The organism is Rhodococcus sp. LW-XY12 (assembly GCF_019317345.1).
Taxonomy (GTDB): Bacteria; Actinomycetota; Actinomycetes; order Mycobacteriales; family Mycobacteriaceae; genus Rhodococcus; species Rhodococcus pyridinivorans.
The window spans coordinates 2997053-3023688 of record NZ_CP079225.1 but is presented as its reverse complement, the minus strand read 5'-3'; the positions used below and the strand labels follow the sequence as shown (position 1 = coordinate 3023688).

At 69.3% G+C, this 26636-nt stretch carries 26 protein-coding genes; 11 read left to right on the top strand and 15 right to left on the bottom strand.

Going from position 1 to position 26636, the window contains the following annotated elements:
- Position 1 precedes the first annotated feature (1 nt).
- Positions 2 to 748 carry a succinate dehydrogenase/fumarate reductase iron-sulfur subunit gene (locus tag KXC42_RS14135; protein WP_006554101.1) on the top strand — a complete coding sequence of 249 codons (747 nt, stop codon included), beginning with the start codon at positions 2 to 4 and terminating at the stop codon, positions 746 to 748.
- A gap of 37 nt (positions 749 to 785) precedes the next feature.
- Here KXC42_RS14135 and KXC42_RS14130 read toward each other — a convergent pair whose 3' ends face one another.
- Complete coding sequence (locus KXC42_RS14130) at positions 786 to 1781, bottom strand: iron-siderophore ABC transporter substrate-binding protein (protein ID WP_219129179.1); 996 nt, start codon at positions 1779 to 1781, stop codon at positions 786 to 788.
- Between the two features lie 112 nt (positions 1782 to 1893).
- On the opposite strand from KXC42_RS14130, the gene KXC42_RS14125 reads away from it, so the two are divergent.
- Positions 1894 to 3498, top strand: a complete 1605-nt coding sequence (locus tag KXC42_RS14125; protein WP_197481780.1) for an MFS transporter — start codon at positions 1894 to 1896, stop codon at positions 3496 to 3498.
- A gap of 36 nt (positions 3499 to 3534) precedes the next feature.
- On the opposite strand, the gene KXC42_RS14120 is transcribed toward KXC42_RS14125, so the two are convergent.
- The 6 genes from KXC42_RS14120 to KXC42_RS14095 are packed head-to-tail and all read right to left on the bottom strand — an operon-like array spanning position 3535 to position 11408.
- Positions 3535 to 4692: a VWA domain-containing protein gene (locus KXC42_RS14120; RefSeq protein WP_033097627.1), complete on the bottom strand. Its 1158-nt coding sequence runs from the start codon at positions 4690 to 4692 to the stop codon at positions 3535 to 3537.
- Positions 4689 to 6890, bottom strand: a complete 2202-nt coding sequence (locus tag KXC42_RS14115) for a DUF5682 family protein (protein ID WP_219129178.1) — start codon at positions 6888 to 6890, stop codon at positions 4689 to 4691. The genes KXC42_RS14120 and KXC42_RS14115 overlap by 4 nt, the downstream gene beginning before the upstream one ends.
- Complete coding sequence (locus KXC42_RS14110; protein ID WP_039585252.1) at positions 6887 to 8005, bottom strand: AAA family ATPase; 1119 nt, start codon at positions 8003 to 8005, stop codon at positions 6887 to 6889. Before KXC42_RS14110 ends, KXC42_RS14115 begins: the two co-directional genes overlap by 4 nt.
- A 47-nt stretch (positions 8006 to 8052) precedes the next feature.
- Positions 8053 to 9453, bottom strand: a complete 1401-nt coding sequence (locus tag KXC42_RS14105) for a DUF5691 domain-containing protein (protein ID WP_019289723.1) — start codon at positions 9451 to 9453, stop codon at positions 8053 to 8055.
- On the bottom strand, positions 9450 to 10739 hold the full coding sequence (locus KXC42_RS14100; RefSeq protein WP_219129177.1) for an SWIM zinc finger family protein: 1290 nt from the start codon (positions 10737 to 10739) through the stop codon (positions 9450 to 9452). The genes KXC42_RS14105 and KXC42_RS14100 overlap by 4 nt, the downstream gene beginning before the upstream one ends.
- Positions 10740 to 10781: 42 nt before the next feature.
- Positions 10782 to 11408, bottom strand: a complete 627-nt coding sequence (locus KXC42_RS14095) for a TetR/AcrR family transcriptional regulator C-terminal domain-containing protein (RefSeq protein WP_006554093.1) — start codon at positions 11406 to 11408, stop codon at positions 10782 to 10784.
- Positions 11409 to 11569: 161 nt separating this feature from the next.
- Here KXC42_RS14095 and bioB point away from each other — a divergent pair, with 161 nt between their 5' ends.
- From bioB to KXC42_RS14080, 3 genes are all read left to right on the top strand, one after another.
- Complete coding sequence (bioB, locus tag KXC42_RS14090; RefSeq protein WP_019289721.1) at positions 11570 to 12583, top strand: biotin synthase BioB; 1014 nt, start codon at positions 11570 to 11572, stop codon at positions 12581 to 12583.
- Complete coding sequence (locus KXC42_RS14085) at positions 12583 to 12783, top strand: hypothetical protein (RefSeq protein ID WP_006554091.1); 201 nt, start codon at positions 12583 to 12585, stop codon at positions 12781 to 12783. The genes bioB and KXC42_RS14085 overlap by 1 nt, the downstream gene beginning before the upstream one ends.
- 89 nt (positions 12784 to 12872) lie before the next feature.
- Positions 12873 to 13406 carry a GNAT family N-acetyltransferase gene (locus tag KXC42_RS14080; RefSeq protein ID WP_006554090.1) on the top strand — a complete coding sequence of 178 codons (534 nt, stop codon included), beginning with the start codon at positions 12873 to 12875 and terminating at the stop codon, positions 13404 to 13406.
- A gap of 61 nt (positions 13407 to 13467) precedes the next feature.
- Here the strand turns inward: KXC42_RS14080 and KXC42_RS14075 are convergent, their stop codons facing one another.
- Genes KXC42_RS14075 through KXC42_RS14065 form a run of 3 tightly spaced genes read right to left on the bottom strand, consistent with a single transcriptional unit; the run spans position 13468 to position 15684 of the window.
- Positions 13468 to 14034 (bottom strand): DUF488 family protein, encoded by a 567-nt coding sequence (locus KXC42_RS14075; protein ID WP_006554089.1) that lies wholly within the window; start codon positions 14032 to 14034, stop codon positions 13468 to 13470.
- A gap of 15 nt (positions 14035 to 14049) precedes the next feature.
- Entirely contained in the window at positions 14050 to 14697 is a 648-nt protein-coding gene (locus tag KXC42_RS14070) for a maleylpyruvate isomerase family mycothiol-dependent enzyme (protein WP_064852374.1), read from the bottom strand.
- 45 nt (positions 14698 to 14742) lie between these two features.
- Positions 14743 to 15684, bottom strand: a complete 942-nt coding sequence (locus KXC42_RS14065; protein ID WP_257605825.1) for an SDR family NAD(P)-dependent oxidoreductase — start codon at positions 15682 to 15684, stop codon at positions 14743 to 14745.
- 69 nt (positions 15685 to 15753) lie between these two features.
- On the opposite strand from KXC42_RS14065, the gene KXC42_RS14060 reads away from it, so the two are divergent.
- Together KXC42_RS14060 and KXC42_RS14055 are read left to right on the top strand one after the other, a co-directional pair.
- Positions 15754 to 16383: a TetR/AcrR family transcriptional regulator gene (locus tag KXC42_RS14060; protein WP_039585206.1), complete on the top strand. Its 630-nt coding sequence runs from the start codon at positions 15754 to 15756 to the stop codon at positions 16381 to 16383.
- Between the two features lie 62 nt (positions 16384 to 16445).
- Complete coding sequence (locus tag KXC42_RS14055) at positions 16446 to 16586, top strand: hypothetical protein (protein ID WP_006554085.1); 141 nt, start codon at positions 16446 to 16448, stop codon at positions 16584 to 16586.
- A 15-nt stretch (positions 16587 to 16601) separates the two neighbouring features.
- On the opposite strand, the gene KXC42_RS14050 is transcribed toward KXC42_RS14055, so the two are convergent.
- On the bottom strand, positions 16602 to 17312 hold the full coding sequence (locus tag KXC42_RS14050) for an NUDIX domain-containing protein (RefSeq protein ID WP_231412726.1): 711 nt from the start codon (positions 17310 to 17312) through the stop codon (positions 16602 to 16604).
- An 82-nt stretch (positions 17313 to 17394) separates the two neighbouring features.
- Here KXC42_RS14050 and nadA point away from each other — a divergent pair, with 82 nt between their 5' ends.
- The 4 genes from nadA (at position 17395) to KXC42_RS14030 (ending at position 22504) form a co-directional block, all read left to right on the top strand.
- Positions 17395 to 18426 carry a quinolinate synthase NadA gene (gene nadA, locus KXC42_RS14045; protein ID WP_219129176.1) on the top strand — a complete coding sequence of 344 codons (1032 nt, stop codon included), beginning with the start codon at positions 17395 to 17397 and terminating at the stop codon, positions 18424 to 18426.
- Positions 18423 to 19994, top strand: a complete 1572-nt coding sequence (locus tag KXC42_RS14040) for an L-aspartate oxidase (protein WP_219129175.1) — start codon at positions 18423 to 18425, stop codon at positions 19992 to 19994. The genes nadA and KXC42_RS14040 overlap by 4 nt, the downstream gene beginning before the upstream one ends.
- A gap of 1 nt (position 19995) precedes the next feature.
- Complete coding sequence (nadC, locus tag KXC42_RS14035; protein WP_033097634.1) at positions 19996 to 20862, top strand: carboxylating nicotinate-nucleotide diphosphorylase; 867 nt, start codon at positions 19996 to 19998, stop codon at positions 20860 to 20862.
- Between the two features lie 187 nt (positions 20863 to 21049).
- Positions 21050 to 22504 (top strand): wax ester/triacylglycerol synthase family O-acyltransferase, encoded by a 1455-nt coding sequence (locus KXC42_RS14030; RefSeq protein ID WP_197483239.1) that lies wholly within the window; start codon positions 21050 to 21052, stop codon positions 22502 to 22504.
- 52 nt (positions 22505 to 22556) lie between these two features.
- Here the strand turns inward: KXC42_RS14030 and KXC42_RS14025 are convergent, their stop codons facing one another.
- The 4 genes from KXC42_RS14025 to KXC42_RS14010 all read right to left on the bottom strand — a co-directional run bounded on the left by KXC42_RS14025 (position 22557) and on the right by KXC42_RS14010 (position 26519).
- Positions 22557 to 23675 carry an alpha/beta fold hydrolase gene (locus KXC42_RS14025; RefSeq protein ID WP_039585211.1) on the bottom strand — a complete coding sequence of 373 codons (1119 nt, stop codon included), beginning with the start codon at positions 23673 to 23675 and terminating at the stop codon, positions 22557 to 22559.
- 65 nt (positions 23676 to 23740) lie between these two features.
- Positions 23741 to 24160 carry a hypothetical protein gene (locus KXC42_RS14020; protein ID WP_006554079.1) on the bottom strand — a complete coding sequence of 140 codons (420 nt, stop codon included), beginning with the start codon at positions 24158 to 24160 and terminating at the stop codon, positions 23741 to 23743.
- A gap of 109 nt (positions 24161 to 24269) precedes the next feature.
- Entirely contained in the window at positions 24270 to 26024 is a 1755-nt protein-coding gene (locus KXC42_RS14015; protein ID WP_230826261.1) for an alpha/beta hydrolase, read from the bottom strand.
- A 111-nt stretch (positions 26025 to 26135) separates the two neighbouring features.
- On the bottom strand, positions 26136 to 26519 hold the full coding sequence (locus KXC42_RS14010; RefSeq protein ID WP_006554077.1) for a helix-turn-helix domain-containing protein: 384 nt from the start codon (positions 26517 to 26519) through the stop codon (positions 26136 to 26138).
- Positions 26520 to 26636: the final 117 nt, after the last annotated feature.

Here is a 26636-nt window from a genome sequence, read left to right as displayed (position 1 = left end):
GATGGGATACCAGGCGGCGTTCAGGATCTGGCGGGGCGACGCCGACGGCGGGGAACTGCGGGACTACACCGTCGAGGTCAACGAAGGGGAGGTCGTCCTCGACATCCTGCACCGTCTGCAGGCCACCCAGGCACCGGATCTCGCCGTGCGCTGGAACTGCAAGGCGGGCAAGTGCGGATCGTGTTCGGCGGAAGTCGACGGTCGCCCGCGCCTGACGTGCATGACCCGCATGTCGCTGTTCGATCCCGACGCGACGATCACCGTGACCCCGATGCGCACCTTCCCGATCATCCGAGATCTCGTCACCGATGTCTCGTTCAACTACCGCAAGGCACGCGAGATACCGGCTTTCGCGCCGCCTCCTGATCTGGCGCCGGGGGAGTACCGGATGCAGCAGGTCGACGTGCAGCGCTCCCAGGAGTTCCGCAAGTGCATCGAATGCTATCTGTGCCAGAACGTCTGCCATGTGGTGCGCGACCACGAGGAGAACAAGGAGGTCTTCGCCGGTCCCCGCTATCTCATGCGCATCGCGGAACTCGAGATGCACCCGCTCGACGTCGCCGACCGGCGCGACGTCGCGCAGGACGAGCACGGCCTGGGTATGTGCAACATCACCAAGTGCTGCACCGAGGTGTGCCCGGAGAACATCCACATCACCGACAACGCGCTGATCCCGATGAAGGAACGCGTCGCCGGCCGCCGCTACGACCCGATCGTGTGGCTCGGCAACAAGCTGTTCCGGCGCTGAGCAGGGAGCAGGGACCGGGCCGGACGCAGGGACCGGCTCAGTTCACGCGTTCGGCGACCAGCGGAACCAGCTCGTCGAGCGCGAACGGCACCGACAGCACCGAGTTCGTCGAGAACGCCGCGGAGATGTCGGAATCGCTGTCGAGCACGAGGAACCGGCCGTCGCGCACCGCCGGGATCTGCTGGAAGACCGGATTGTCGGTCACCTCGGCGGCCGGCACGTAGATCGGCAGCACGATCAGCAGGTCGGAGTCGAGCATGCCCAGGTTCTCGTCGGAGACGGTGATGAAGAAATCGTCCGTCGCCGCGGCCTGCACCTGCGGATTGTTCACGAAGCCGAGCTCGGTCATGAAGTCGACGCGCGAGTCGCCGACGACGTAGGCGCCCCACCCCTCCGACGTGTAGGAGGCGACGGTGACGGTCTTGCCCGCGAACTCGGGATTGTCGGCGGCGGCCTGCGCGAAATCCGCGTCGATCTGCGACAGCAGTTCGGCACCCTTGTCCGGGACACCGAGCGCCGCTGCCACGGTGGCCACCTGGTCGTCGAGCGACGTGAGGTAGGCGTCGCTGCCTTCCGGGCCGCCGACGGTCGGGGCGATCCCCGACAGCGTCTCGTAGCGGGCCGGCTCACCGGAACTCTTGGTGTCGAGGATCAGATCGGGCTCCTGCGCCGCGAGCATCTCGAAGGACGGCTCGATCGTGCCGATGAGCTCCGGCGGCGAGTCGTACAGCCCCTGCGCCCACGGCCCCACGCCGTCGCCGCCGAAGACGAGCCAGTCACTCGCCGCCACCGGCTGAACGCCGAGTGCCAGCGCAGTTTCGGCGTCGCCCCAGCCCAGAGCCGCGACGCGTTCGGGGGCGGACTCGATGGTGACCTCCCCGAACTTCGTGTCGACCGTGACGGGGAAGGCGCCGTCGGCCGGTGCCGAACCGGAGTCGGACTCCGTGTCGGACGATCCGCACGCGGTCAGCACGATCGCGGTGGCCGTGAACAGAGCGGCGGAACGGAGCAACGCAGCGGATCGGCGTGTCATGACGGGCCTCGAGTCTGTCGAACAACAAGTGAGGCGATCCTAACCCGGCGGGGTGACCGAAGGTGAAAACCCGCCGGAAACCGCGCAGGGCAGCCGCTCGAGCGCGCACTATGTGTCCGTGACCCGACCTGACGACGGTCGGCCGGCACGGGCGAAACCGGTGCTGGCCTCCTTGATCCTCGTCGCCGCCGTGGCGAATTCGAACCTCGCCGTCGCGAACGTGGCACTGCCCGACATCGGGAAGGCGTTCGACGCGAGCCAGACCCAGCTCAACCTCGTCGCAGTCGGCTATTCCGTCGGTCTCGCCGCGTCCGTGCTCTACCTCGGTGCCGTCGGCGACCGTTACGGACGCAAGACGATGCTGCTGCTCGGCATGGCGTTGTCGGTTCCCGCCTCGGCGGTCGCCGGGTTCGCGCCGAGCACCGAGGTGCTGTTCGCGGCGCGGGTGCTCGGCGGTCTCTCCGCCGGTCTGGCGTTCCCCACCACCTTGGCCCTGATCACTGCACTGTGGTCGGGCGCAGCCCGCACGCGCGCGATCGCGTTGTGGTCGTCGATCGGTGGTGGCCTGACCGCGCTCGGCCCGCTCGTCGCCGGCACCCTGCTCGAACAGTTCTTCTGGGGTTCGGTTTTCCTGGTGACGATTCCGCTCGCGCTGATCGCTTTCGCCCTGACCTGGATATTCGTGCCCAGCCACGTCAACGAATCGACCGATCCGGTCGATCATCTCGGCGGTGTGGTCTCGATCGTGTTGGTCGGCTCGCTCGTCCTCGGCATCAACTTCGTGCCCGTCGACGGGATGGAGACCATCGCGGTGTCCGCTCTCGTGATCGCTCTCGTCGCGGTGATCCTCTTCGTCATGCGCCAGCTGCGAGCGGCGAACCCCCTGTTCGACCTGCGGGTCGCCCGGCGTCGCGTGTTCTGGGTCGCGGCCGTCGCGGGCATCATCGTGTTCGGCACCCTGATGGGCACGATGTACATCAGTCAGCAGTACCTGCAGAACGTGCTCGGCTACTCGACTCTCGCAGCTGGATCGGCGGCGCTGCCCGCCGCTTTCGTGATGGTGCTGGTGGCGCCGCAGTCGGCGAAACTCGTCGGATCGCGCGGCTCCCGTTTCACGCTGCTGTCCGGTTACGTGGCGATCGTGGCCGGACTCGTCGTCGCACTGATGCTCTGGGACGAGGACGCGCATTACTGGGTGATCGCCCTCGGATACATGTGTCTCGGAGCCGGTGTCGGTCTCGCCGGTACCCCGGCCTCGCATTCGCTCACCGGCTCGGTGCCGGTCGCCCGTGCCGGGATGGCCTCCGGCACGGCCGATCTGCAACGCGATCTCGGTGGCGCGATCGTCCAGTCGATCCTCGGCGCCCTGCTCACCGCCGGATACTCGGCCTCCCTCGCCGCGACGATCGCGGCGAGTCCTCAGGCCACGGCCGTCGACGAGCAGACCGAGACCGCACTGGAGAAGTCGTTCGCGGGTGCCGTCGGGATCGCCGAGCACTATCCGCAGTACGCGCAGCAGATCATCGAGGCCGCGCGGTCGGCCTTCCTCGACGGCGACACCCGCGCCTACACGGCCGCGATCGCGATAGTGCTGGTCGGAGCGGCGCTGGTGGCCCTTGCGTTCCCCTCACGCTCGGCCGAGATCGCGCTGCTCGAACGGTACGCCGAGGAGGACGGTGACGCGGCGGTCGACTCGTCGGAAAAACCGGCCCACTGAACCCGGATCCTCACGCAGTTCGGGTCGGTCAGGCGGTCAGAACGACTGCGACCAGCGTCCGACGTCACCCCGCTCGAGCGCGACGGCGAGCAGTTCCGGGAAACGGTCGGGCGTGCACGCGAAGGCAGGAACTCCGAGTTCGGCGAGTGCCGCCGCGTTGTCGCGGTCGAAGGACGGCGCCCCGTCGTCGGACAGAGCCAGCAACACCACGACCTGCACACCCGCGGCGAGCATCTCCCGGATGCGCGAGAGCATCTCGGCGCGGATGCCGCCCTCGTACAGATCCGAGATGAGCACGAACAGCGAATCGGCCGGGCGCGTGATCAGCGACCTGCTGTAGGCGATCGCCCGATTGATGTCGGTGCCGCCGCCGAGCTGGGTGCCGAACAGCACGTCCACCGGGTCGGCGAGCTTGTCGGTCAGGTCCACCACCGCGGTGTCGAAGACGACCAACGAGGTGCGCAGTGCCCGCATCGACGCCAGGACCGCCGCGAACACCGACGCGTACACCACGCTCGACGCCATCGACCCGGACTGGTCCACCGCGAGCACCACGTCGCGTTTCACCGCCTGGGAGCGGCGCCCGTAGCCCACCAGCTTCTCGGGCACCACCGTGCGATGCTCCGGCAGGTAGTGGGCCAGGTTCGCGCGGATCGTGCGATCCCAGTCGATGTCGCGGAGTTTCGGGTTCGACGTCCGCGACGACCGGTCGAGCGCACCCGTGACGGCGGCACGGGTGTGCTGCGCGATGCGAGCCTCGATCTCGCGCACGACCTTCTCGACGACCGTCCGTGCCGTCGCCTTGGTGGTCTCCGGCATCACGCGGTTCAGGCTCAGCAACGTGCCCACGAGATGCACGTCCGGTTCGACGGCCTCGAGCATCTCGGGTTCGAGGAGCAGCCGGGTCAACCCGAGCCGATCCACCGCGTCGCGCTGCATCACCTGGACGACGGATGTCGGGAAGTAGGTGCGGATGTCGCCGAGCCAGCGCGCCACCCGGGGCGCGGACGCGCCGAGACCTGCGGTGCGCGGTGCGGTGCCGTCGCCGGGCGCGGTGTCGTACAGCGCGGCGAGCGCGGCGTCCATGGCGCTGTCGTCGGCCGAGGACAGGGAGCCCGTCGAGTCCTCGGCGGCCTCGCCGAGTGCGAGCCGCCAGCGGCGCAAACGTTCGGTGTCTCCGGATTCGGTTGTCATGCCGACACTCCCAGGATCGACGCGGTGGCGGTCAGGGCGATCCGGCCGCGATCCACGGCGGGCGGTGCCTCCGTGCGGCGGGTGCGTTCGCCCCGCACCGTCTGCCCGAGCAGGCGTCGCTCACCGAAGGCGAACGACCCGAAGGTGCGCCGGAGGACGGGCAGGACGTCGACGAAATCGTCGTCGGTGAGACCGCTGATCCACTCGTCGACGAGATCGAACAGTGCGCTGTCGTGGACGAGCAGGAGTCCGCCCCCGCCGAGGAACCCGTCGATCCAGCGCGCCTTCGCGGGTGCCGATGACCCCACCGACAACGCTCGCGCGACCCGCACGGACGCCTCGTACTCGCCGAGTCGGCCGGTGTCGCGCAGCATCCGGGTGGTGCGGCCGACGAGCAGACCGTCGATGTCGTCACGCTCGCTCACCGACGTCAGTGTGTCGAGCCATCGGACGGTCGCGGTCGGGTCCTCACGCAGCGCGAGAGCGAGATGCACGTCGTCGATCGCGGTGCGCAGTGCATCGGCGGCGTCGTGGTCGAGACCGGTGACCGCCGCCGGGAGACCGGCGCACACACGCGCGAGCAGGGCGTCGCAGACATGTTCCAGGGAGGACAGATCGGTGCCCCGCACATCGCCGTAACGGACGGTGCGCACGAGGGTCGGCAGGGCGCTCATCAGGTGCAGCACATCGTGATCGAGTGCAGCCGCCGCGTCGATCGCCGTCACCAGCGACGGGATCGTGGTCCGCAGGTCGGCGAGCAACGCCCGTTCGAGCAGTTCGGTGAGGTCGGCGAGCGCGATCCCGGAACGAGTGGCACGGTCGGCCACTGTAACGCCCGCTGCGGATTCCACCGTCGTGCCCCACCGCGACGCCTCGACGATCGCCACCGACAACTCCGGTTCCCACCGCAGCGTCCAGGTCTCGCGGAAGGTGCCGGTCGAGCGCACCTCGCTCTCCGCCGGTCTACCCCAGTCGATACCGAGCAGCGCCAGGCGGTGCAGCAGTCGCGACCGGGCGACGTCGATCTCCCGGCGCAGGTCCAGATCGAGATGCCTGGCTTCGGCGGACCGCTTGAGACGCAACGACTTCGCATTCCGCTGCAGGTCGGTGTCGAGCGGGACGGTGGGGGTGTCCTCGGAGACGGAACCGAGTGCCTCACCGACGACGAGCCGGCGGGAGACGAGACCGAGCAGGACGGCGTCGCCGTCGCACAGCACCGACCGCGTCGCCTCGACGACCTCGTCGAGTCCGGCCCCCGCGCGACCGCGCAACGCCGCGAGCGTGTCGGCGAGACGTGTCGCCTCGATGATGTGGGCGCTCGAGACGGGTAGATCCTCCTCGCGCAGGACACGGGCCACGCGGGTGAACCAGCGCGCGGTCGTGTCCGCGGGCTGGGTGAACAGGTGGTGGTACCAGCCGGGTGAGGTGATGCCGGCGCCGTAGCCCGACGACAGCGACAACCGGGAGTGGCTCCACGGCACCCACGTGAGGGTGGTCTTGACCTTGGGCATGCCCTTGAGCAGGCGCGCGTCGGGCGCTGCCGGTCCGAGCCGGCCGGTCAGTGCGGGTGCGTGCATCGCTCCGCACACCACGGCGATCGCGCGGGCCCCGGCCTTGACCGTCGCGCGCAGCACCTGCCGCATGTGCGCCTCGCGTCGCGCGGTGTGGTCGTCGATCCCGACGTCCTCGCGCAGCGCGCGCATCGCGTCCGTGATCTCGTCGAAGGCCTGTGCGGTGCCGTGCTCTACCACCGCGTCCCACCACTGCTCGAAGTCGGAGTATCCGCCGGCGCGGGCGAGTATGCCGAGCAGGTTGTCGGTCGCGCGGTCGCCGACCTCGCGCTCCGCGCCGAGCGACATCGACGCCGGAAGGTCGCAGAACCGCACGTCGGCATCGTGCAGGTACGCCCAGCGCAGGGCCTGCCATTCGGGGGTGAAGGCCGCGAACGGCCAGAACGCCGCCCGCGCCGGTTCGTCGCGTGCGTAGGCCAGCAATGCCACCGGCGGCACCATGTCGTCGGCCACGGTGAGCGGGAGCACCGGATCGGCGTCCGACGGACCCTCGATGAGGACGGTGTCGGGTTCGAACTCCGCGAGTGCCTGCAGGACCGCACGCGCCGAACCCGGCCCGTGGTGCCGGATCCCGAAGACCCGGATCTCCGCGGGCGCATCCGCGCGGTCGAAGAGAGCGTCGGTCACCCGGTGATCTCCCGGCACGCCCGGTAGAAGTCGGTCCAGTCGCCGCGTTCTCGGACGACGGCCTCGAGATATTCGTTCCAGACCACCCGATCGGAGACAGGGTCCTTGACCACCGACCCCAGGATTCCGGCCGCAACGTCGGAGGGCCGAAGCACCCCGTCACCGAAGTGCGCCGACAACGCCAGGCCGCCCGTGACCACCGAGATCGCCTCGGCGGTGGACAGCGTGCCCGACGGGGACTTCAGCTTGGTCCGGCCGTCGGTGGTGACGCCGCTGCGCAACTCCCGGAACACCGTGACGACGCGGCGGATCTCCTCCGCGGCCGCAGGCACGGTGGGAAGTTCGAGTGCGGTGCCGAGCTGTTCGACGCGGCGGGTGACGATCGCGACCTCGTCCTCCTCGCTCGCCGGCAACGGCAACACGACGGTGTTGAACCGTCGACGCAGCGCGGACGACAGGTCGTTGACCCCGCGGTCGCGGTCGTTGGCGGTGGCGATGACGTTGAACCCCTTCGTCGCCTGCACCTCGATGCCGAGTTCGGGGACGGGAAGCGTCTTCTCCGACAGGACGGTGATCAGCGCATCCTGCACGTCGGCGGGGATGCGGGTGAGTTCCTCGATCCGTGCCACGGCGCCGTCGCGCATCGCGGTCATGACCGGGGAGGCGACCAGCGCGTCGGCGCTCGGCCCTTCGGCGAGCAACCGCGCGTAGTTCCAGCCGTACCGCACCGACTCCTCGGTCGTACCCGCCGTTCCCTGCACGAGCCGGGTCGACGAACCGCTGATCGCGGCGGCGAGATGCTCCGACACCCAGGTCTTCGCGGTACCCGGCACACCGAGCAGCAACAGTGCCCGGTCGGTCGCCAGGGTCGCCACGGCAACCTCGATCAACCGGCGCGGACCGACGTACTTCGGGGTGATCACGGTGCCGTCGGGCAGTTCGCCGCCGAGCAGATAGGTCACCACCGCCCACGGGGACAGTTGCCACGACGGCGGGCGCAGCCGGTCGTCGAGTCGCGCGAGCGCCGCGAGTTCGTGCGCGTACTGCTGCTCGGCGTGTGGGCGCAGCAGGTCGGTGCCGGACCCGGCGGTCTCGGACGTGCCCGTCTCGGGCATCGCGGCCTCGTCGGTGCCGACAACTGCAGGGGTCGACTCGAAGTCGGTCAACTCAGCTCCTCGTGGATCGTCTTGCGGAGGGTCAGGGTGTCGGCTGCGCTCGCGAACAGGTGCAGGCGACCGAGATCGTCGGTGCGGTTCGCGGCGTCGGCCAGCAGATCGGCCAGCTCGAACGGTGCCCGGTGGGCGAGCAGCGTCAGGACGTCGCGCACCAGACGGGTGGTCGTCAGCTTCGTGTACAGCGCGGTGAGCACCTTCTCGGCGACATCGCGCGGCCACGGCGCCGGGAGCGCGGCGAGCAACGCGTCGTCGAGAACCGCGGGCGGCGACGCCTCGCGCAGGTGCGTGAGCAGGATGTCGCGAGGTACGACCCGGGCGACCGATGTGTCGCCGGTGCCGTCGCGTCGCAGCAACGCCGCGGCCCATCCGCTGTCGCGTTGCCGGACCGCCGCGCGGCCCCACGCGTCCGTCAGTGCCGTGCGGAGGGCGTCGTCGACGTCGAACTCCGGCAGCACCCCGTCTCCGACGTGCTCGCGCCACACCGACAGCGGAGCGGCCGCGACTGCCGCCACCAGCAGATCGCGGGCCGGACCGTCGGAGAGACCGTCGCGGAGTGCGCTCTCGTCCGGCCGTTCGGGGACGGCGAGGGTGACGGTCGAGCCGTCGACGAGCAGCCATTGCCGCACTCGTTCGGTCATGCGTCGCGCGAACGCGGAGTCGGGGAGGCGGGGAAGAAGGTCGAGCGCGACGGCGCGAACCTTGCGGCTACGGTCGTCGAGGGCGCGCTCGAGCAGGTCTTCGTCGTGCGGGCCGAGACCGACCGCGAGCAGGGCGACGAGCTCGGCCCGCTGGGCGGCGGTCTGCGCACCCCATGACGCCGAGAGCGTGGCTGTCGCCGCGGCCGGATCGTGCGCGCGGAGCACCTCGAACCATCGGCGTCGCCGGGCGGGCGGACCGACGTGCCAGGGCGTGTCGTCGAGCGGGTCGGGTGGCAGCAGATCGGCCCATTCCGGGTGGCGCGCGGCCACCCAGCGCCCGCGGGCGCCGGTGAGAGCGATCAGCCGGTCGCGGTGCACCGCGTCGGTGGTCGCGACGATCAGCAGGTCGACCACGATGTCGTGCGACGCGCGGAGCCGGGCCGCCACCTCGAACCATTCGTCGAGTAGCGGGGAGCGGACGGCGAGCAGCGCGCGCAGGCGTTCGGCAGCCGCGCCGGGCAGGACGGGACGGTCGTCGTCCGGGGCCGGCGACGGCAGCTCGCGGATCACCGGCACGGTCGCGGCGGTGAGGAAGGTCGCCTCCAGGGCGGCAGCGGCGAGCAGTGTCGCGGCGGGGTCTCCGGCGAGTTCGCCCGCGGCACCGGCCGTGTGCAGCGCGCCGAACTCCGGAGCGGAGCGTGCCGTTCCGAGAAGTGCTGCGGCCGTCAGCGATTCGGGCAAGGCGGTCACCAGGTCATCACCTGTCCTCCGGTGAACAGTGAGACGGGAGTGAGAGCGGTTCCGTCCCAGTCGCCGCAGACCGTCACGGGACGGCCTCCCGCGACGGCGTGCAGCCGCCAGCGGCTGTCGTCGTCACCGGCCAGCGGCAGCGCCCGTCCGGACGGGTCGACGACGTACCAGCCGTCCTCGCTGTCGGTGGGAGTGACCGCGTCGAGCAGGACGGGCCAGGTGCGCAACCACGGATCTGCTCCGCGCATGCGGGCGTACTCGTCCAGTGCAGCGTCGAGTCCGGTGGCGGGCAGGGTCGTGAACGGCTCCGTCTCCCCGTGCTGCCGGCCGAGTACGGCTCGCAGTGGGGCCGCGCCGGGGTAGAAGTGCAGATCGGCGTCGACCAGCGAACCGGGGAAGGGGAGGGGCGTGGCGAAACGCGCTGTGCCGTGAGCGAAGTCGAGCAGGATCGCCCAGCGTCCGCTCGACCTCCCCCGAAGCCACGTCTTGCGGGCGAACATCCGGCTCTCCTCGGTGACGCGCACGGCGAGGACCTGCCAGCGGTCGCGCACAGCCGGTTCGGCGCGGACCTCCTCGCTGCGGGTGCCGAAACCGAGATGGGTCTGCAGCGCACGCAGGAGCGGCCTCGGCAGCTCGTCGCGCTGCCGGTACGCCACGGCCATGAGGTGCAGGCGCGCATACTCTTCGAGCAGCCTGGCGGGCCAATCGGTTTCGTCGTTCACGACGGCGGCCAGAGCGCGCAGTGCCGACGCCGCGCCGGGAGCCTGGGCATCCACCATGCGGGCAGCGATCGCCTCGTAGATGTCGTAGCCGTGATCCACCGCCCCGAGGCCGTGCCGGATGCGGTCGGTGAGCCAGCGGTCGAGGTCGTCGAGTCCTGCCGCGACCCGCTCGGCGCGACGCCGGGCGGTCGCAGGGTCGGGCGCCTTGACCGGCTCGTCCGCCGGTGCGGGAAGTGTGGTGGACGCGATGCGGGCGGCGAGCCATCCGGTCACGAAGTCGGGCGCCTGCGCGGCCGGCACGGCACCCTCGGACCAGCGCACGAGCAGTGACAGGGCGTGCTTGCAGGGCAGCTTCCGGCTCGGGCACGTGCACGTGTAGGCGGGAGCGCTCGGGTCGATCGCCGTGCGGTACGGCGTGGTGCCGCGTCCGCGGCACAGTCCCCACAGGGCGGTGGTGTCGTGACCGGTCTCGAGCCATGCGGAGGCGACGCCGCGCGCAGCCGTCATCGAGGACGGATCGGGCGCGACGGCGTTGATCTGCTGGAGGGTCCAGGGGGCGGTCACGAGCGTCGAAGGTAGGAGACGGGTCCGACAGGAACGGCGGGATCAGGATGTCGCACGGGTCTCCAGACGTGCGCGGATGCCGTCGACGAACAACCGCAGACCGAATTCGAACCGGACGGCGGGGTCGCCGTCGAGCAGGTCGTCGTCGGCCTCGGCCGGCTGTTCGGTCGCGACATCGGGGGAGAGAGGTGCGCGCGTGAGCGCACCGAGTTGCTCGAGTTGCGCGCGGGACTGCTCGTCGACGGTGTGGCCGAGCACGTAGTGCAGCAGCGCGTAGCCGGTCAGTTCGGCGTACGCCCGGGACAGACCCGCACGTTCGGCGGTGGCCACGAAGGCGTCGCGGGCCCGGGAAGTGGTCAGCCGGGAGGCGTAGCTCGAGGCGACGAGTTCGGCGCCGTCGCGATGGGCGAGCAGCGCGGCGCGGAAACGGTGCGCCAGCTCGGAGAGGGCGTCGTCCCAGGCATCGCTCGCGGGCGGCTCGTCGACACCATCGAGGATGCGGTCCGCCATGGCGCCGAGCAGGGTCTGCTTGTTCGGGAAGTGCCAGTACAACGCGCCGGGCTGGACGCCGAGCGACGACGCGAGCTTGCGCATCGTCAGGTCGCCGAGCCCGTACTCGTCGAGGATCGCCATGGCGCCGTCGAGGACGTCGCCGCGTCGCAACTGCACTGCTCTTCTGCTCCCGCTTCTCCTGCTGCCCGCGGCGGTACCGCGCCACCGGGGATCCGAACCGAAGGATTCGTGCCTTTGACACTATCGGACGCTTCGCCCTAACCTGAACGCTGTTCAATTGAACGATGTTCAAGTTCTCGCCACCCCAGGAGACGGCAGTGACCCAGGCGCCCGCCCGCACCGACATCCTCGACATCGCTCGCGACCAGGTGCTCCGTCGCGGCATCGGTTTCGACCGCGACCAGACCCTCGAGGTCCTGCAGCTGCCGGACGATCGCATCGACGACCTGCTGGCGGTCGCCCACGACGTGCGCATGGCGTGGTGCGGACCGGAGGTGGAGGTCGAGGGGATCATCAGCCTCAAGACCGGTGGCTGCCCAGAGGACTGCCACTTCTGCTCGCAGTCCGGCCTGTTCGCCTCCCCGGTGCGGGCCGCCCGGCTCGACATCCCGTCGCTCGTCGAGGCCGCGAAGCAGACCGCCAAGACCGGGGCGACCGAGTTCTGCATCGTCGCGGCCGTACGCGGACCCGACGAACGCCTCCTCGCGCAGGTCGCGGCCGGTATCGAGGCGATCCGCAACGAGGTCGACATCCAGATCGCGTGCTCGCTCGGCATGCTCACCCAGGAACAGGTCGACCGACTCGTCGCGATGGGTGTGCACCGCTACAACCACAACCTCGAGACCGCCCGCTCGCACTTCCCGAATGTCGTCACCACCCACACCTGGGAGGAGCGCTTCGAGACGCTGCGCATGGTCCGCGAGGCGGGTATGGAGGTGTGCTGCGGAGGCATCCTCGGAATGGGTGAAACCGTCGAGCAGCGAGCCGAATTCGCAGCCGACCTCGCGGCGCTCGAACCCGACGAGGTACCGCTGAACTTCCTCAATCCGCGCCCCGGCACCCCTTTCGGCGATCTCGAGGTGCTGCCCGCCACCGAGGCGCTCAAGGCGGTGGCGGCCTTCCGATTGGCGTTGCCGCGCACCATCCTCCGGTTCGCCGGTGGCCGCGAGATCACGCTCGGCGACCTCGGCGCGCAGAAGGGGATCCTCGGCGGGATCAACGCCGTCATCGTCGGCAACTACCTCACCACGCTCGGCCGACCGGCAGAGACCGACCTCGATCTGCTCGGCGAACTCAAGATGCCGATCAAGGCCCTCGGCGAGACGATCTGATGTTCGATCCGTTCACCGGCGAAGCGATCGTCGACGGGACGATCCGAACCCGTTCCACAGCAGTGCAACTCGGGCTCGAACCGCCGCGCTTCTGCGCGCAGTGCGGTCGCCGGATGATCGTCCAGATCGCGCCGGACGGGTGGTGGGCACGGTGCTCGCGCCACGGGACCGTCGACTCGGTGATGAGCGAACAACGCTGACCTACCGTGGCGCGTCTCGGATCGTGCCGGGCCGACTGTGCGACCGATTCGCGAAAGTTACGGCGACCGAACGATGTAACTTCGTGTGCATGCTGAATACTCGACTGCTGCCGTTACGCAACGACCGAGCACAGCTGCGGGCGATGATCGGCGACGACGCGGCCGCCTACGCCGCCGGGACGGCAGATCCACTCGTGCGCCGGTACGCGCACCTGCCCGAACCGGCGTATACGGAAGCGTCCGTCGCAGCGTTGATAGACGGCGAGATTCGGCACGGGCTGGAGCGCGGAGATCTGGCCGTACTGACGATCGCCGATCCGGAGACCGATCGCTTTGCCGGCAGCCTGGTGTTGTTCGACATCGCCGACGAGGAGGCAGAAGTCGGATTCTGGTTGCATCCGCACGGTCGTGGGAAAGGGCTCGCTGCCGATGCACTCGAACTTGCGGCCGAGCTCGCGCGGCGCAGCGGTTTACTTCGCCTGACCGCGCGCACCCTCCCCGAGAACGAAGCATCACAGCGCGTCCTCGAGCGGTGTGGTTACATCCGCGGTGACCGAACCCGGACCGTCACTCCGTCGGGGGCGGAAGCCCTCGCCGTGCACTACTCACGGGATCTCGGATGATGCGTGTTGTCGCTGTCTCCCGGGCGGGGCGAGCACGCGGGCCTCTGCGAGGCTCGGAACGCTACGGGAGCTCACGTTCTTCGGCAGGATAGGTCACGATCCCGTCGGAACCCACCGACGGCGTCGCGCCCCACTGTCCCAGTTCGTGCTGTCGCGGCTTCGCGTTGTTGACGAGATGCACGACGGTCCATCCCCGTGCGGCGAGGGTGTTCGCGATCAACAGTCGGTGACAGCGCCACGGCATCGGCTCGCCGCACATGATCGCGACGTGCCGATGCTCGGCCAGTTCGGTAAGGCGCTCCAATCCGGCCTCGAAGTCGTCGGTGAGGGTGTAATCGGCGTAGTTCTTGAAACTCGCGTTCTTCCAGCCCGCGTTGACGGCCGGATCGATGCCCTTCTGCTTCGGCCGCCTGCCACCGAGTTCGGTGAGGTGCAGATAGCCGATCCCGGCGCTGTCGAGCCAGGAGGGCATCTCGTCGGCGTCGAACTGCGGGCTGCGGCGCGAACCGGGCATCTTCCGCACGTCGACGACGAGTTCGATGTCGGCCGAGGTCAGCGTGTCGAGCAGGACGGACTGCGGACACGTCCAGTGGCCGATGGTCCACAGGACGCGGGTGTCGGCACTCATGCCTCCATCGTGCCATCACGCGTGCGCCAGCCGGCGGCGCAGTTCCCCGGCGCCGTCGCCCTCCAATCGGGACAACCCCGCGCGACGGCCCGAGAGCAGCAGCAGGATCGCGGAGATCGGTCCCCGCACCTCGGGTCCGGAACCGGAGGACCACTCGGCATCGGTTGCGGTGAGACGGAATCCGTCGAGCGGGAGGTCGGCGAAGACACGGGCCTTCCCGGTGCCGCGGGTGGACCACAACCGAGTGGCGCCCGCTGTTGCGGCGTCCGGCGGCATCGGCAGGTCGCGATGCAGGGGTATCGCGATGTCCTGGCCGTGGACGAGCAGATCGACCATCGTCTCGAGCGGGGTGATGCCCACATTGTGCCGGCGGGAGCCGATCATTCCCCGGAGATCGGCGATCAACTCGGCCGTCGGCTGTCGGGCGCGGTGCCGGGAGGACTCACGGATGATCGTGTTCACGCCACCGGGATGACGCAGCGCCATCCGAACGAGGTCGACCACGGTGAGCTGCTGTAGCGTGAGGTGGGCCGCGACGTCGCGCACGGTCCAGCCCTCGCACAGCGACGGCCGGCTCCACTCGTCGTCGGTCAGTTGCTCCAGCAGATCGGCGGTGCGTACGCGCTGCTCGTCGATCGCGTTCCAGATGTCGTCGACGTTCATGGGATCACCCGACCTGTGCTCCGCCCGACACACGATCCACCCATTCTAGATCGCGGATCGTGCCCCACCCGAGGATTCCGGTGCCGGTACGGCGTCCTCCGCGGCACGGCTCACCGACTCCCACTCGAGCCAGGTGGCAATCTTCTCCCGGGTGGCGGCCACGGCCGCATCCAGGACGGCGCTGCCCAGGACGATGCGTCGCGGCGGTCGGTCGGCATCGACGACCTCGAGCAGTGCCCGCGCGGCCAGGGCGGGGTGGCTGTCGATGCTCGTGGACGCGCTCTGCTTTTCGATCTCGGCTCGCAGCGAGTCGTAGTCCGATCGCGGAGCGCTCACCGTCATGGTGGTATAGAGGTCGGTCCAGTAGCCGCCCGGCTCGACGATCGTGACGTCGATGCCGAAATGCGCGGCCTCGAGAGCCAGGGCTTCACTGAGTCCTTCGAGGGCGAACTTGCTCGCGCTGTACAGCCCTGTGCCGGGCCCGCTCAGTACGCCCCCGATGCTCGAGATCTGCACGAGATGCCCGCGCCCTCGGCTCCGGAAGGCCGCCATGGCGGCCTGGCTGACCCACATCGCTCCGAAGAAGTTCGTCTCGAACTGTGCACGCGCCTGCTCCTCGGTGAACTCCTCGACGAATCCGTAGGCCATGGTGCCCGCGTTGTCGACGACGATGTCGAGGCCTCCGAAATGCTCGCGGGCGGTGTCGAAAGCGGCGAACACCGCCGTGCGGTCGGTGACGTCGGCCGGGAGTCGGAGGAGACGTTCCGGATCCCGGGGGAGATCGGCCGATTCGATCGATCGGGAGACGGCCACGACGTTGTCGCCTCTCGACAGCGCCGCACGGGCGAACTCCCTGCCCAGGCCGCGGCTCGCGCCGGTGATCAACCAGGTGCGGGGACGGACGCCGGGGGTGGTGGGGGACGCGGTCGTCGGTTGGGCCTTCAATGCATATCTCCTGAGTGAGACGAGACGGTCCGTCTCGTTCATTCGAGGATGACCCTCCGGAGGGCGCCTGTCAAGACGCAACGTCTCGTCTCGATGAGATATCGTCGTCCCATGCCCCCACGCCCCGAAACCGGACACTCCCGGCGGAACCCCGCCTCGCGGAAAGCGATCCTCGATGCCGCTTTCGGCCTGGTCGCCGAGGTCGGCTACTCGAAACTCGGTATCGAGGCGATCGCCGCCCGGGCCGGCGTGGGAAAGCAGACGATCTATCGCTGGTGGCCGTCGAAGGGAGCCGTGCTCCTCGACGCGTATCTGGCACACACGCAGGGCGATGCCGGAGACGAGGCCGCGCTGCCCGACACCGGCGACCTCCGCGCGGACCTCGTCGCGGTGCTGCAGGCCACCGTGGCGGAGCTGCGTGATCCGACGTTCGCCGTCCCCCTGCGAGCGTTGACCGTGGCGGTACTCGAAGACCCCGAACTCGCAGCGGAATACGAACACCGCCTCGACGCGCCGATGCGGGAGATGAAGAAGGCCAGGCTCCGGGCCGCGCAGAGTGCGGGGCAACTGCCGGACGACCTCGATCTCGATGTCGCCGTGGACATGTTGTTCGCGCCTGTCGCCCAGAAATGGTCGACCGCCGGCGAGCCCCCGTCGGACGGCTATGTCCGCACTCTGGTCGAGACCGTTCTCTCCGGCCTGACGCGTCCGTCCGAGGGCGACCGGTCCGCCGATCTGTAACGTACGACTCCTCTTGTCCGACACACACGTCGGAATCACATGACGATCAGGGGAGGGGCAGCATGGGTTCGGTCGATGTTCTGGAATGGATCCGCGAAGGTTATCTGGCGGGCGACCCGCTGCGCTCGGCGCTGTTCGTCGGGTCGGCCTTCCTGACGATGCCGCTGCAGTTGCTCGAGGTCATCATGGGACGGCCTTTCTGATCTCCTCCGGGAGGTTCACACCGGCGGTCGCAGGGCGGCGAATTCGTCCGTCACGCGCAGCCTGGAATCGGTGAAGCGGTAGAGCGCCGGGGGGCGGCCTCCCGCTTTGCCGGACGGTGCGGTGTTGCCGGTGCGGGTGAGCACGTTCCGGCGCGCCAGCACCCTTTGGAGATTGGTGGCATCCACCTCGTAACCCAATGCAGCGCAATAGATGTCGCGCAGCGTGGACATCGAGAACTCCGCCGGTGCGAGGCCGAATGCGATGTTCGTGTACGACAGCTTCGCGGCAAGGCGCGCATGGGCGTTCGCCACCATCACCCCGTGGTCGAAGGACATCGCGGGAAGGTCCGAGACCGGATGCCAGGCCGTATCGGACGGCAGCTGGGGATCCGAGGTGAGGGGGATCAGACCGAGATAGGTCGACGCGATCGTGCGTGGACCCGGCACCCGATCCGGGTCGGAGAAGACCGACAGCTGTTCGAGATGCGCGACCTTGCGGACGTCGACCTTCTCCGCGAGTTGCCGCCTCGCCGACGTCGTGAGGTCCTCGTCGTTGCGTAGTTGTCCACCGGGGAGCGACCACGTGCCGGCCTGCGGATCGAGGGCCCGTTGCCACAGCAGCACCCCGAGTTCGGGCTCCTCGCGGAGGGCTCCCGAGGCGTCCGGGAAGCGGCGAACCTGGAACACGGCGATGAGCACTTCGTGACGGGTGTTACTATGTGTCATGTTTTCGATCCTAAGTCGAAAACCGCGAATACGGCAATTCCGGTAGAACCCGCCGGGATGACACCCTCGAAGGAGCTAGGCCATGACCACGACCGAGTGGGCGGGACCCGCCGCCATCGTCGACGGCCCCGGCGGATACACGGGCGTCGAGGCGACGCCGGAATGGGCCGAGGAGGTCCGCCGGTTGGCCCGTGAGCGCAACGCCACGCTACTCGCGCACAACTACCAGCTTCCCGCGATCCAGGACGTCGCCGACCACGTCGGCGACTCGCTCGCGCTCTCGCGTATCGCCGCCGAGGCCGAGGAGGACACCATCGTCTTCTGCGGCGTGCACTTCATGGCCGAGACCGCGAAGATCCTCAGCCCGAACAAGACGGTGCTCATCCCCGACGAGCGCGCCGGCTGCTCGCTCGCCGATTCGATCACCGCCGACCAGCTGCGCGAGTGGAAGGCCGACCACCCCGACGCCGTGGTCGTCTCGTACGTCAACACCACCGCCGAGGTCAAAGGCCTGACCGACATCTGCTGCACCTCGTCGAACGCCGTCGACGTCGTCGCGTCCATCGATCCCGACCGCGAGGTGCTGTTCCTGCCCGACCAGTTCCTCGGCGCCCATGTCAAGCGCGTCACCGGTCGCGAGAACATGCACATCTGGGCCGGGGAGTGCCACGTGCACGCCGGCATCAACGGCGACGAGCTCGCCGCGCAGGCCAAGGCGCACCCCGACGCCGACCTGTTCGTCCACCCCGAGTGCGGTTGCGCCACCTCGGCGCTGTATCTCGCCGGGGAGGGCTTCGTGCCCGACGACAAGGTCAGAATCCTGTCCACCGGCGGGATGATCGACGCCGCCCGGGAGACCGGCGCGAAGCAGGTCCTCGTCGCCACCGAGGTCGGCATGCTGCACCAGCTCCGCAAGGCCGCGCCCGGCATCGACTTCCAGGCGGTCAACGACCGGGCGTCGTGCCCCTACATGAAGATGATCACGCCCGCCGCGCTGCTGCGCTGCCTGCAAGAGGGACGCGACGAGGTCCACGTCGCAGCCGACGTCGCCGAGCGGGCCCGCCTGTCGGTGCAGCGCATGATCGCCATCGGCAACCCGGGCAGCGGCGAGTGACCACCGCCATCACGGTCGCGTGGGAGGACCACGCCGACCTGGTGGTCGTCGGGGGTGGCGTCGCCGGTCTCACGGCCGCGCGCGCCGCCTCCCGGCGCGGCGCGCGAGTGCTCACGGTGAGCAAAGGGGGCCCCACCGACACGGCCACCCAGTACGCCCAGGGCGGTATCGCCGTGGTGGCGCCGGTGGGCGACAGCGTCGACGCCCACGTCGCCGACACCCTCGCCGCGGGCGGAGGACTGTGCGACGAGGACGCGGTGCGCTCGATCGTCACCGCCGGCCCCGACGCCGTCACCGCCCTGCGTGACCTCGGAGCGGTGTTCGACACCGCCGGAGACGGCGACATCGCCCGCACCCGCGAGGGTGGGCACAGCACCCGCCGCATCATTCACGCCGGTGGCGACGCGACCGGCGCCGAAGTTCAGCGCGCCCTCGGCGAGGCGGGCTTGCCCGTCCTGTTCGGCGCCGCTGCCGCCCGGGTCCTCACCGACGCGCGGGGTGTCACCGGACTGCTCGTCCTCGACGAGCGCGGGTACGGCGTCGTCCACACCTCGGCCGTGTTGCTCGCGACCGGTGGCCTCGGGCAGCTGTACGCGTGCAGCACGAATCCGCCCGGCGCCACCGCCGACGGCATCGCGCTGGCCCTGGCCGCCGGCGCCGGTGTCGCCGACCTCGAATTCGTCCAGTTCCACCCGACCGTGCTGTTCGCGGAAGGCGGCACCGGACGTCGGCCGCTCATCAGCGAAGCAGTGCGCGGGGAGGGAGCACGATTGGTCGACTCCCGCGGCCGATCGATCACCGAGGGTGTGCATCCGCTCGGCGACCTCGCACCCCGCGACGTCGTCTCGCGGGCCATCGCCGAGCGACTCACTGCACTCGGTGAGGATCACGTGTACCTCGACGCCCGTCACCTCGACGGCTTTGCCACGCGTTTTCCGACCATCACGGCGATGTGTGCCGACGCCGGTCTCGATCCGGCCCGTGATCTGCTGCCGGTCGCTCCCGCCGCGCACTATTCGTGCGGCGGTGTCGTCACCGATGTGCACGGCCGCACCCGCATTCCCGGTCTGTACGCGGCCGGTGAGGTGGCACGTACCGGCCTGCACGGCGCGAACCGGCTCGCCTCCAACAGCCTTCTCGAAGGGCTCGTCCTCGGCGAGCGCGCGGGGATGGCCGCGGCGATCGAACGGGCCGGAACGCGTGTCGAGACCGACGGCATTCCCGCCGTCGCCCCGCCCGTCTGTGACCGGACGGTGCTGCAGCAGCTCATGACCCGGCACGCGCTGGTCGTGCGCGACGCGAACGGACTGGCCGCTGCCGCAGTCGAACTCGACAGGATGAGCGTCGCTGCAAGCTGTACCGACGCCGATCGGCTCGAGGACTCGGCCCTCACCGTCACCGCGCGGGCCCTGCTGCTCGCGGCGCAGCGCCGCACCGAATCGCGGGGATGCCACACCCGCAGCGACCGTCCGGACACCGACCCGACGCAGGCACGCAGCCTCGAACTGCGCATCGACGATGACGGCGAGTTGTCCTTCACCACACCGGAACTGACAGGAGTCAACTGAGATGACCACCGCCCTGCCCGACGGACTCGACCTCGCCGAGACCCGCGAGCTGGTCCGGAAGGCGCTCGACGAGGACCTGCGCTACGGACCGGACGTCACCACCGACGCCACCGTGCCCGCCGACGCTGTCGCCACCGCCTCGGTGGTCGCGCGGCAGGCCGGCACCCTCGCCGGTCTGGACGTCGGTCTGCTCGTCCTCGACGAGGTCATCGGTGCCGATCATTACGGCGTGCTCGATCGCAGGTCCGACGGGGAGCGGGTGCTGCCCGGCGATTCGGTCCTGACCGTCGAGGCGCCGACCCGCGGCCTGCTCACCGCCGAGCGCACGATGCTCAATCTCCTGTGTCACCTGTCGGGCATCGCGACGGCGACCTCGCACTGGGTCGATGCGGTGACGGGCACCGAGGCGAAGATCCGCGACAGCCGCAAGACACTGCCGGGAATGCGCGCGCTGCAGAAGTACGCCGTGCGGAGGGGTGGCGGCGTCAACCACCGCATGGGGCTCGGCGACGAGGCGCTGATCAAGGACAACCATGTCGCGGCGGCCGGTTCGGTGGTCGCGGCGCTGCGAGCCGTCCGCGAGCATGCCCCCGACATCGCGTGCGAGGTGGAGGTCGACACCCTCGAACAGTTCGACGAGGTGCTCGCCGAGAACGTCGAGTTGATCCTGCTCGACAACTTCCCGCTGTGGCAGACGCAGATCGCGGTGCAGCGGCGCAACACCCACGCGCCGCAGACACGACTCGAATCCTCCGGCGGCCTGTCCCTCGACGTCGCCGCGGACTACGCGCGCACGGGCGTCGACTTCCTCGCGGTGGGTGCGCTCACCCACTCTGTGACCGTCCTGGACTTCGGCCTCGACATGTGAGCGTGCAGGTCGCAGGTCGCGGCACGGATGAATCGGATGCGCCACCGGAACATCCGTCGGTGAGACGGTCCCCGCACGTGCGCTTTCTGGGGTAGAACTGACAGCACATCGACGTGCCGGTACCGGTCACGTAGGGGCGGTGCTCCGGTTGTCGCCGGTGCCGGGTGGGGGAGGAAGACAGAACACGATGCGGTTACCGATGTCACCGACCGACTCGATGTTCCTGCTCGGCGAGTCGCGCGACCACCCGATGCATGTCGGCGGTCTCCTGCTGTTCCAGCCGCCGGAGGGCAAGGACGCGAGTGACCTGAAGTCGATGTTCGCCGAGGCGCTCGCCCGGGAGGAACCCGCCGGGCCGCTGTGGCGCAAGCGGCCCACCCGCTCGCTGTTCACCCTCGGGCAATGGGCCTGGGAGGACGATCCGCGTTTCTCGATCGACTACCACGTCCGGTTCAACGCGCTGCCGTCCCCGGGCACGATGGACGATCTGTGGGAACTCGTCTCCCGTCTGCACGCCTCGCTGCTCGACCGCACGCGCCCACTGTGGGAGATGCATCTGATCGAAGGGCTGGCAGACGGTCGCTACGCCCTGTACGTGAAGATCCACCACGCGCTCGCCGACGGGGTGGGGGCCATGCGTCTGATGCGCCGCGCGCTCAGCACCGACCCGGAACGCACCGACATGCCGGCGCCGTGGGCGGTCGACGACGCCCGGTCGCCGAGCCGCTCGGCGATGGGCACCGCGATCGGGTTCCCCGGTGCGGTCGTCCGTGCGGCGACCGGCGTGGTGAACGACGCGGTGAACGTCGTGTCCGAGGCGGTCGCTCTGGTTCCGGCGCTCGTCGGCACCGTCGACCGGGCACTGCACAATCGCGGGGGTTCGTTGTCGCTGGGCGCTCCGAACACCATCCTCAACCGTCAGATCTCCGGATCGCGCAGGTTCGCGGCCCGGTCGTGGCCGATCGAACGCCTGCGCATGGTGGCCAAGGCGGCCGACGCGACACTCAACGACGTCGTCCTGGAACTGTCGGGTGGGGCTCTACGGGCGTTCCTCACCGAACACGATGCGCTGCCGGACGATTCGCTGGTTGCCATGGTTCCGGTGTCGTTGCGCCAGAGCACGAACTCGTCGGGCAACGAGATCGGCATCCTCATGTGCACGCTCGGCACGCAGTGCGCCGACCCGGTGGAACGGCTTGCGCGCGTGCGGGGTTCGATGATCGAGGGCAAGCATGCGATGAATTCGATGTCGAAGCTCGGTCGTCTCGCGACGAGCGCGGTGGGCGTGGCACCCCTTGCGGTGGGGGTGCTCACCGGTAACCGGGCGCTCCCACGGCCGCCGTTCAACGTGATCGTCTCGAACGTGCCGGGACCCGATTCGCCGCTGTACTGGAACGGTGCGCGCGTCGACGCGTTGTATCCGCTGTCGGTGCCCGTCGACGGACAGGCGCTGAACATCACGTGCACGAGTACCGACGACGAGATCGCCTTCGGGCTGACGGCGTGCGGCCGCACGGTGCCGGACCTTGCCCGGCTGCTCGATCACCTCGACGACGAACTCGGCGCCCTGGAATCCGCTCTCGGAGTCCGGGTGGAGGTCGACGACGAGGGGAGCGGGGAGGGAGACGCCGGGAACGACTGACCGTGCCGTTTCGAGAATCGGCGCGCCGCATCGCCGAACGGCCCGGGATGAGTCAGGACGTCGCCGCCACACGGCGGGCGTGCGGCGTCCACACTTCGGTGAGGGTGCGGCGGCCGATGAACAGCCCGATGTGACCGGCGTCGGCGACGGTGCTGGTGATCCTCTGCGGCGGGGTCGATACGTACTCCGCGAGCGTGGTGACCTGCCGGGGAGTCGCGATCGGGTCGGCGGAGCCGGCGATCAGATGGACCGGGCAGTCGACGGCCGCGAGATCGACGACGCGTCCTTCGGCCTTCAGGCTGCCGGCGACGAGTTCGTTGCCCACGAACAGGTGGCGCATTATCCACGCGCGGAAGGCCGAAGGGATCTCCTGCTTCCACGTGAACCAGTGCCGTTCGGCCTCCCAGCGCGCCACTTCGTCGGGATCGTGGAGCAGGGCGAGCAGCGTCATCGCTCGTTCGATCTCACCGATCGGATCGGTGGTCGGCACTCCGACGGTCCGAGCCGCCCCGTACCAGAAGTCGATCGTTGTGGCCGCGGCACCGTGGGGCGCGCGGGCCAGCACCGACAACGCCGGCTGGTCGACGTGGAAGTCGATGGGTGCTCCCGCCACGGTCAGCGAGTGCACGCGCTCGGGATGCAATGCCGCGTAGACCGTGCCGAGCCACCCGCCCTGACTGTCGCCGATCAGGTTCACCCGGTCACCGAGATGGTCGACGGCCTCGGCGACGACCGCCAGGTGCTCGTCGATCGAGCAGCCGTCCGTCGCGAGGGTCGCGGGCGCCCAGTCGAGACAGTGCAGGCGGGTCAGGCCACCGGCTCGGAGGGCTTCGACCTGACTGCGGTCGGCGGAATGGTCGACGATGCACGAATGGGTGCCCGCCTGCGGCGGCAACAGCAGCGTCGGGATCTCGTCGCGTGCGGGGTCGGAGGTGCTGCAATCACGCAGGCCTCCGAGGGGCCACCGGCGCACGACCGGCCAGTCCGTGGTCCAGCGCGGCGGCGTGGCCGATGTCAGGGCGCGGCTGTACCGGTTCGCGTCGGAGATCAGCGTGCACGGCGTGGCGCCGCGTCGTACGAGGCCGGCGAGATAGCCGCTCCAGCCGGCGATCGCCGCGGTCCCGAGACGAAACGGGGCCGCGGCGATCCGGGCTGGTGTCAGGGTCAGCATGCACTGCACCGGAGAACGTCCGCTGATGCGGTGTTCGGTATCGACTGCATCGAGTGAGTCGACGATTACTTCAGCAGGTCGCGAGCAGTGCTCGTGACGGTGGTGGTGAGCTCGCGAGCGAAGGAGACCTGCGCCTTGGCGAGATCGGCGACCCACTCGACGGGGGTGGCGTCGGCGACCTTCTCCTGCAGATCCAGGAGGCTCGAGACGGCCTTCTCGTAGGTGTCGACACCGAGGTTTCCGCTCTGCTTCGCGGCGTCGACGAACTTCGCGTTGAACTCCTGGAAGCGCTCGGTGGCCTCGTCGACGGTCTTGGTGAACTCGGTCGCGGCCTTGTCGGCAACCGCAGCGGCCGTCGAGGTCAGCTTCTCGGCCGACTGCTGGGCCGTTGCGGTGGCCTCGGCGGCGGCCTTCGTGGCGGCTTCGGTCGCCTTGGCCGTGGCATCGGTGGCCTTGGCGGCGGTGGTCTTGGTCGGTGCGGTCATGGTGTGTACCTTCCGTGGGCGCTCGTGACAGGAGCGGGGCTTCCCCTGTGGGGGTGCGCTCGGATCAGCGCTGTTAGCAGGTTAGCAATATGATAGCTAACGCGCAACGTCACTCGAAGACATAGGTTCCCGGGGCATCGCACCGCGGCGGATGCTGCGCGCTGCCCATCGCCGGGGGAGCGACCAGCTCACCGGCGCGCTTCGTCGACCATGCGGTCCAGTCCTCCCACCACGACCCGGCGGTGCGAGTGGCCTTCTCCGACCACGCCTTCGGGTCCTCGGGCAGCGTCGGCAGCTTCTCGCCGTCGGGCGCGCCGACGGCCTCGAACCAGGCCTTCGGGTTGGGGGGATTGACCGCGCCGGCCACATGGCCGCCGCTGGTCAGGACGTACCGGACCGACCCGCCGAGCAGGCCCGTGGCCTTATACGATGACGTCCACGGCACGATGTGGTCGTTGATCGCGCCCACCACATAGGTGTCGCACGTGATGTCCGACAGGTCGAGGACCTCGCCGTCGAGCTCGTACACGCCGCGCGCGAGCTCGTTGCGGCCGTACAGCGACCGCAGGTAGTGCGAGTGCATCTTCGCCGGCATGCGGGTGCTGTCCTCGTTCCACGCGAGGATGTCGAAGGCGGCGGGCTTCTCGCCCTTCATCCACCGCGACACCCAGTAGTTGAAGATCAGATCGCGCGCGCGGATCATGTCGAAGCTGCCGGCCATCTCGTTGCCGGAGAGGAAGCCCTGCTTGCTCATCCGGAACTCGACGCGGTCGAGTGTGGCCGGGTCGGTCAGCAGTGCCAGCTCGCCGACCTCGCTGTAGTCCAGGAGTGTGTTGAGCATCGTGAACGCGCTGATCCGCTTGTCGCCCAGCCTGCCCATGCGGGCCGCGGCCATCGCCGCCATCGCGCCGCCCAGGCAGATCGACAGCACCTCGATACGCGAGGATCCGGTGATCTCCTCGACGGCGTCGAGAGCCGCCGCGACACCCTGCCGGTAGTAGTCGTCCATCGTGATCTCGTGCATCGACTCGTCCGGGTTGCGGTACGAGATCGCGAACACGGTGCGGTTGTGCTGCACGGCCCACTCGATGAGGCTGCGCTGCGGCGCGAGATCGAGGATGTAGTACTTGTTGATCCACGGTGGCGCCGCCAGGATCGGGATCTCGTGCACCTCACCGGTCTGGGGGGCGTACTGGATGACCTCGATGAGGTCGTTGCGGAAGACGACCTTGCCGGGGGTCGCGGCCATGTTCTCGCCGAGGGTGAACGCCTCGCGGTCGACCTTGAGCGGCAGGCCCTTCCGGTGCACGACATCCTCGATGGCGTACTTCGCGCCGCGGAACAGGCTTGCGCCACCGGTGTCGAGCGCGCGCACGAGCACACCCGGGTTGATGAGGAAGTTCGAGGGGGCGAGTGCGTCGAACATCAAGTTCGCGAACTGGCGGGCCTTGCCGTCCTGCACGGGATCGCCCGAGCCGGCGTCGGCGAGATCCTCGACGTACTCGCGGGTGGCGAGATAGCTCTGCAGCAGCGAGAAGTAGGCCGGGTTCTCCTTCCAGGCGGCATCGGAGAACCGGCGGTCCTTCGAATCCAGCGGCATCGGGGGCTGCGGATCGGCGGCGTTCCACACGCGTGTCGCCGCTGCCGGGATGTTCGCCAGGCGGGTGGCGTACTCCGTGGTCGCGCCGGCCACGGCCCGCGGATTCTTCACTGCACGGCCGGCGACGGATGCGACGGCCGGTCCCCACCCGATCGGGTCGAGGGAGGAGGTGAGCTTCTTCTGCAGATGGTTGAGCACCGAGCAACTCCAGAACTGGGTGAATGGTCCGGAGCCGATGGTGACGTCGCCGAGAAAGGTGCGCATCTTACCCCCAGGTACGTGCTACCTGCATGTTCGTCGATGAGGCGACGAAATCGGGCTGACCTCGGACGCTGGGTGGCGCACGAACGCACTCGGTACCGATTGTGAGAATGCTCACTTCTCGTCGGGTTCGCGTCCTCCACCACGCCGACGGCGCGCGACGGTGACCTCGCGGAACGCCTCGTACATCTCCTCGAGCGAACGCCGTTGGGGATTGGTCAGGTCGGGATCCTCGCGGATCGCCCGCAGGACCGCGGACTCCGCTCCGTCGTCGGCCTGCGCGTGGGTCGCGAGGGTGTCCGCTGACAGGTGCAACTGTTCGGCGATCGCTTGCAGCACACGCTCGCTCGGCGCCCGCAGGTTCCGCTCGATCTGCGACAGGTACGGATTCGAAATGCCCACCATCGCCGCGAGTTGACGCATGGGCAGTTCTGCGAGCTCACGCTGGCGGCGGATCAATTCGCCCAACGTGCTCGGGCGCGACTCGTCCTCGTCCATGCCGTCAGCATAAGCACGGTGATCCGTGTCGAGAGCATCCTCACGCGGGCGCGACTTCGAACGTCACCACTCGATGCGAGATAGTAGAAGGTGACCCCTGTTCGACGAGAGAGGACA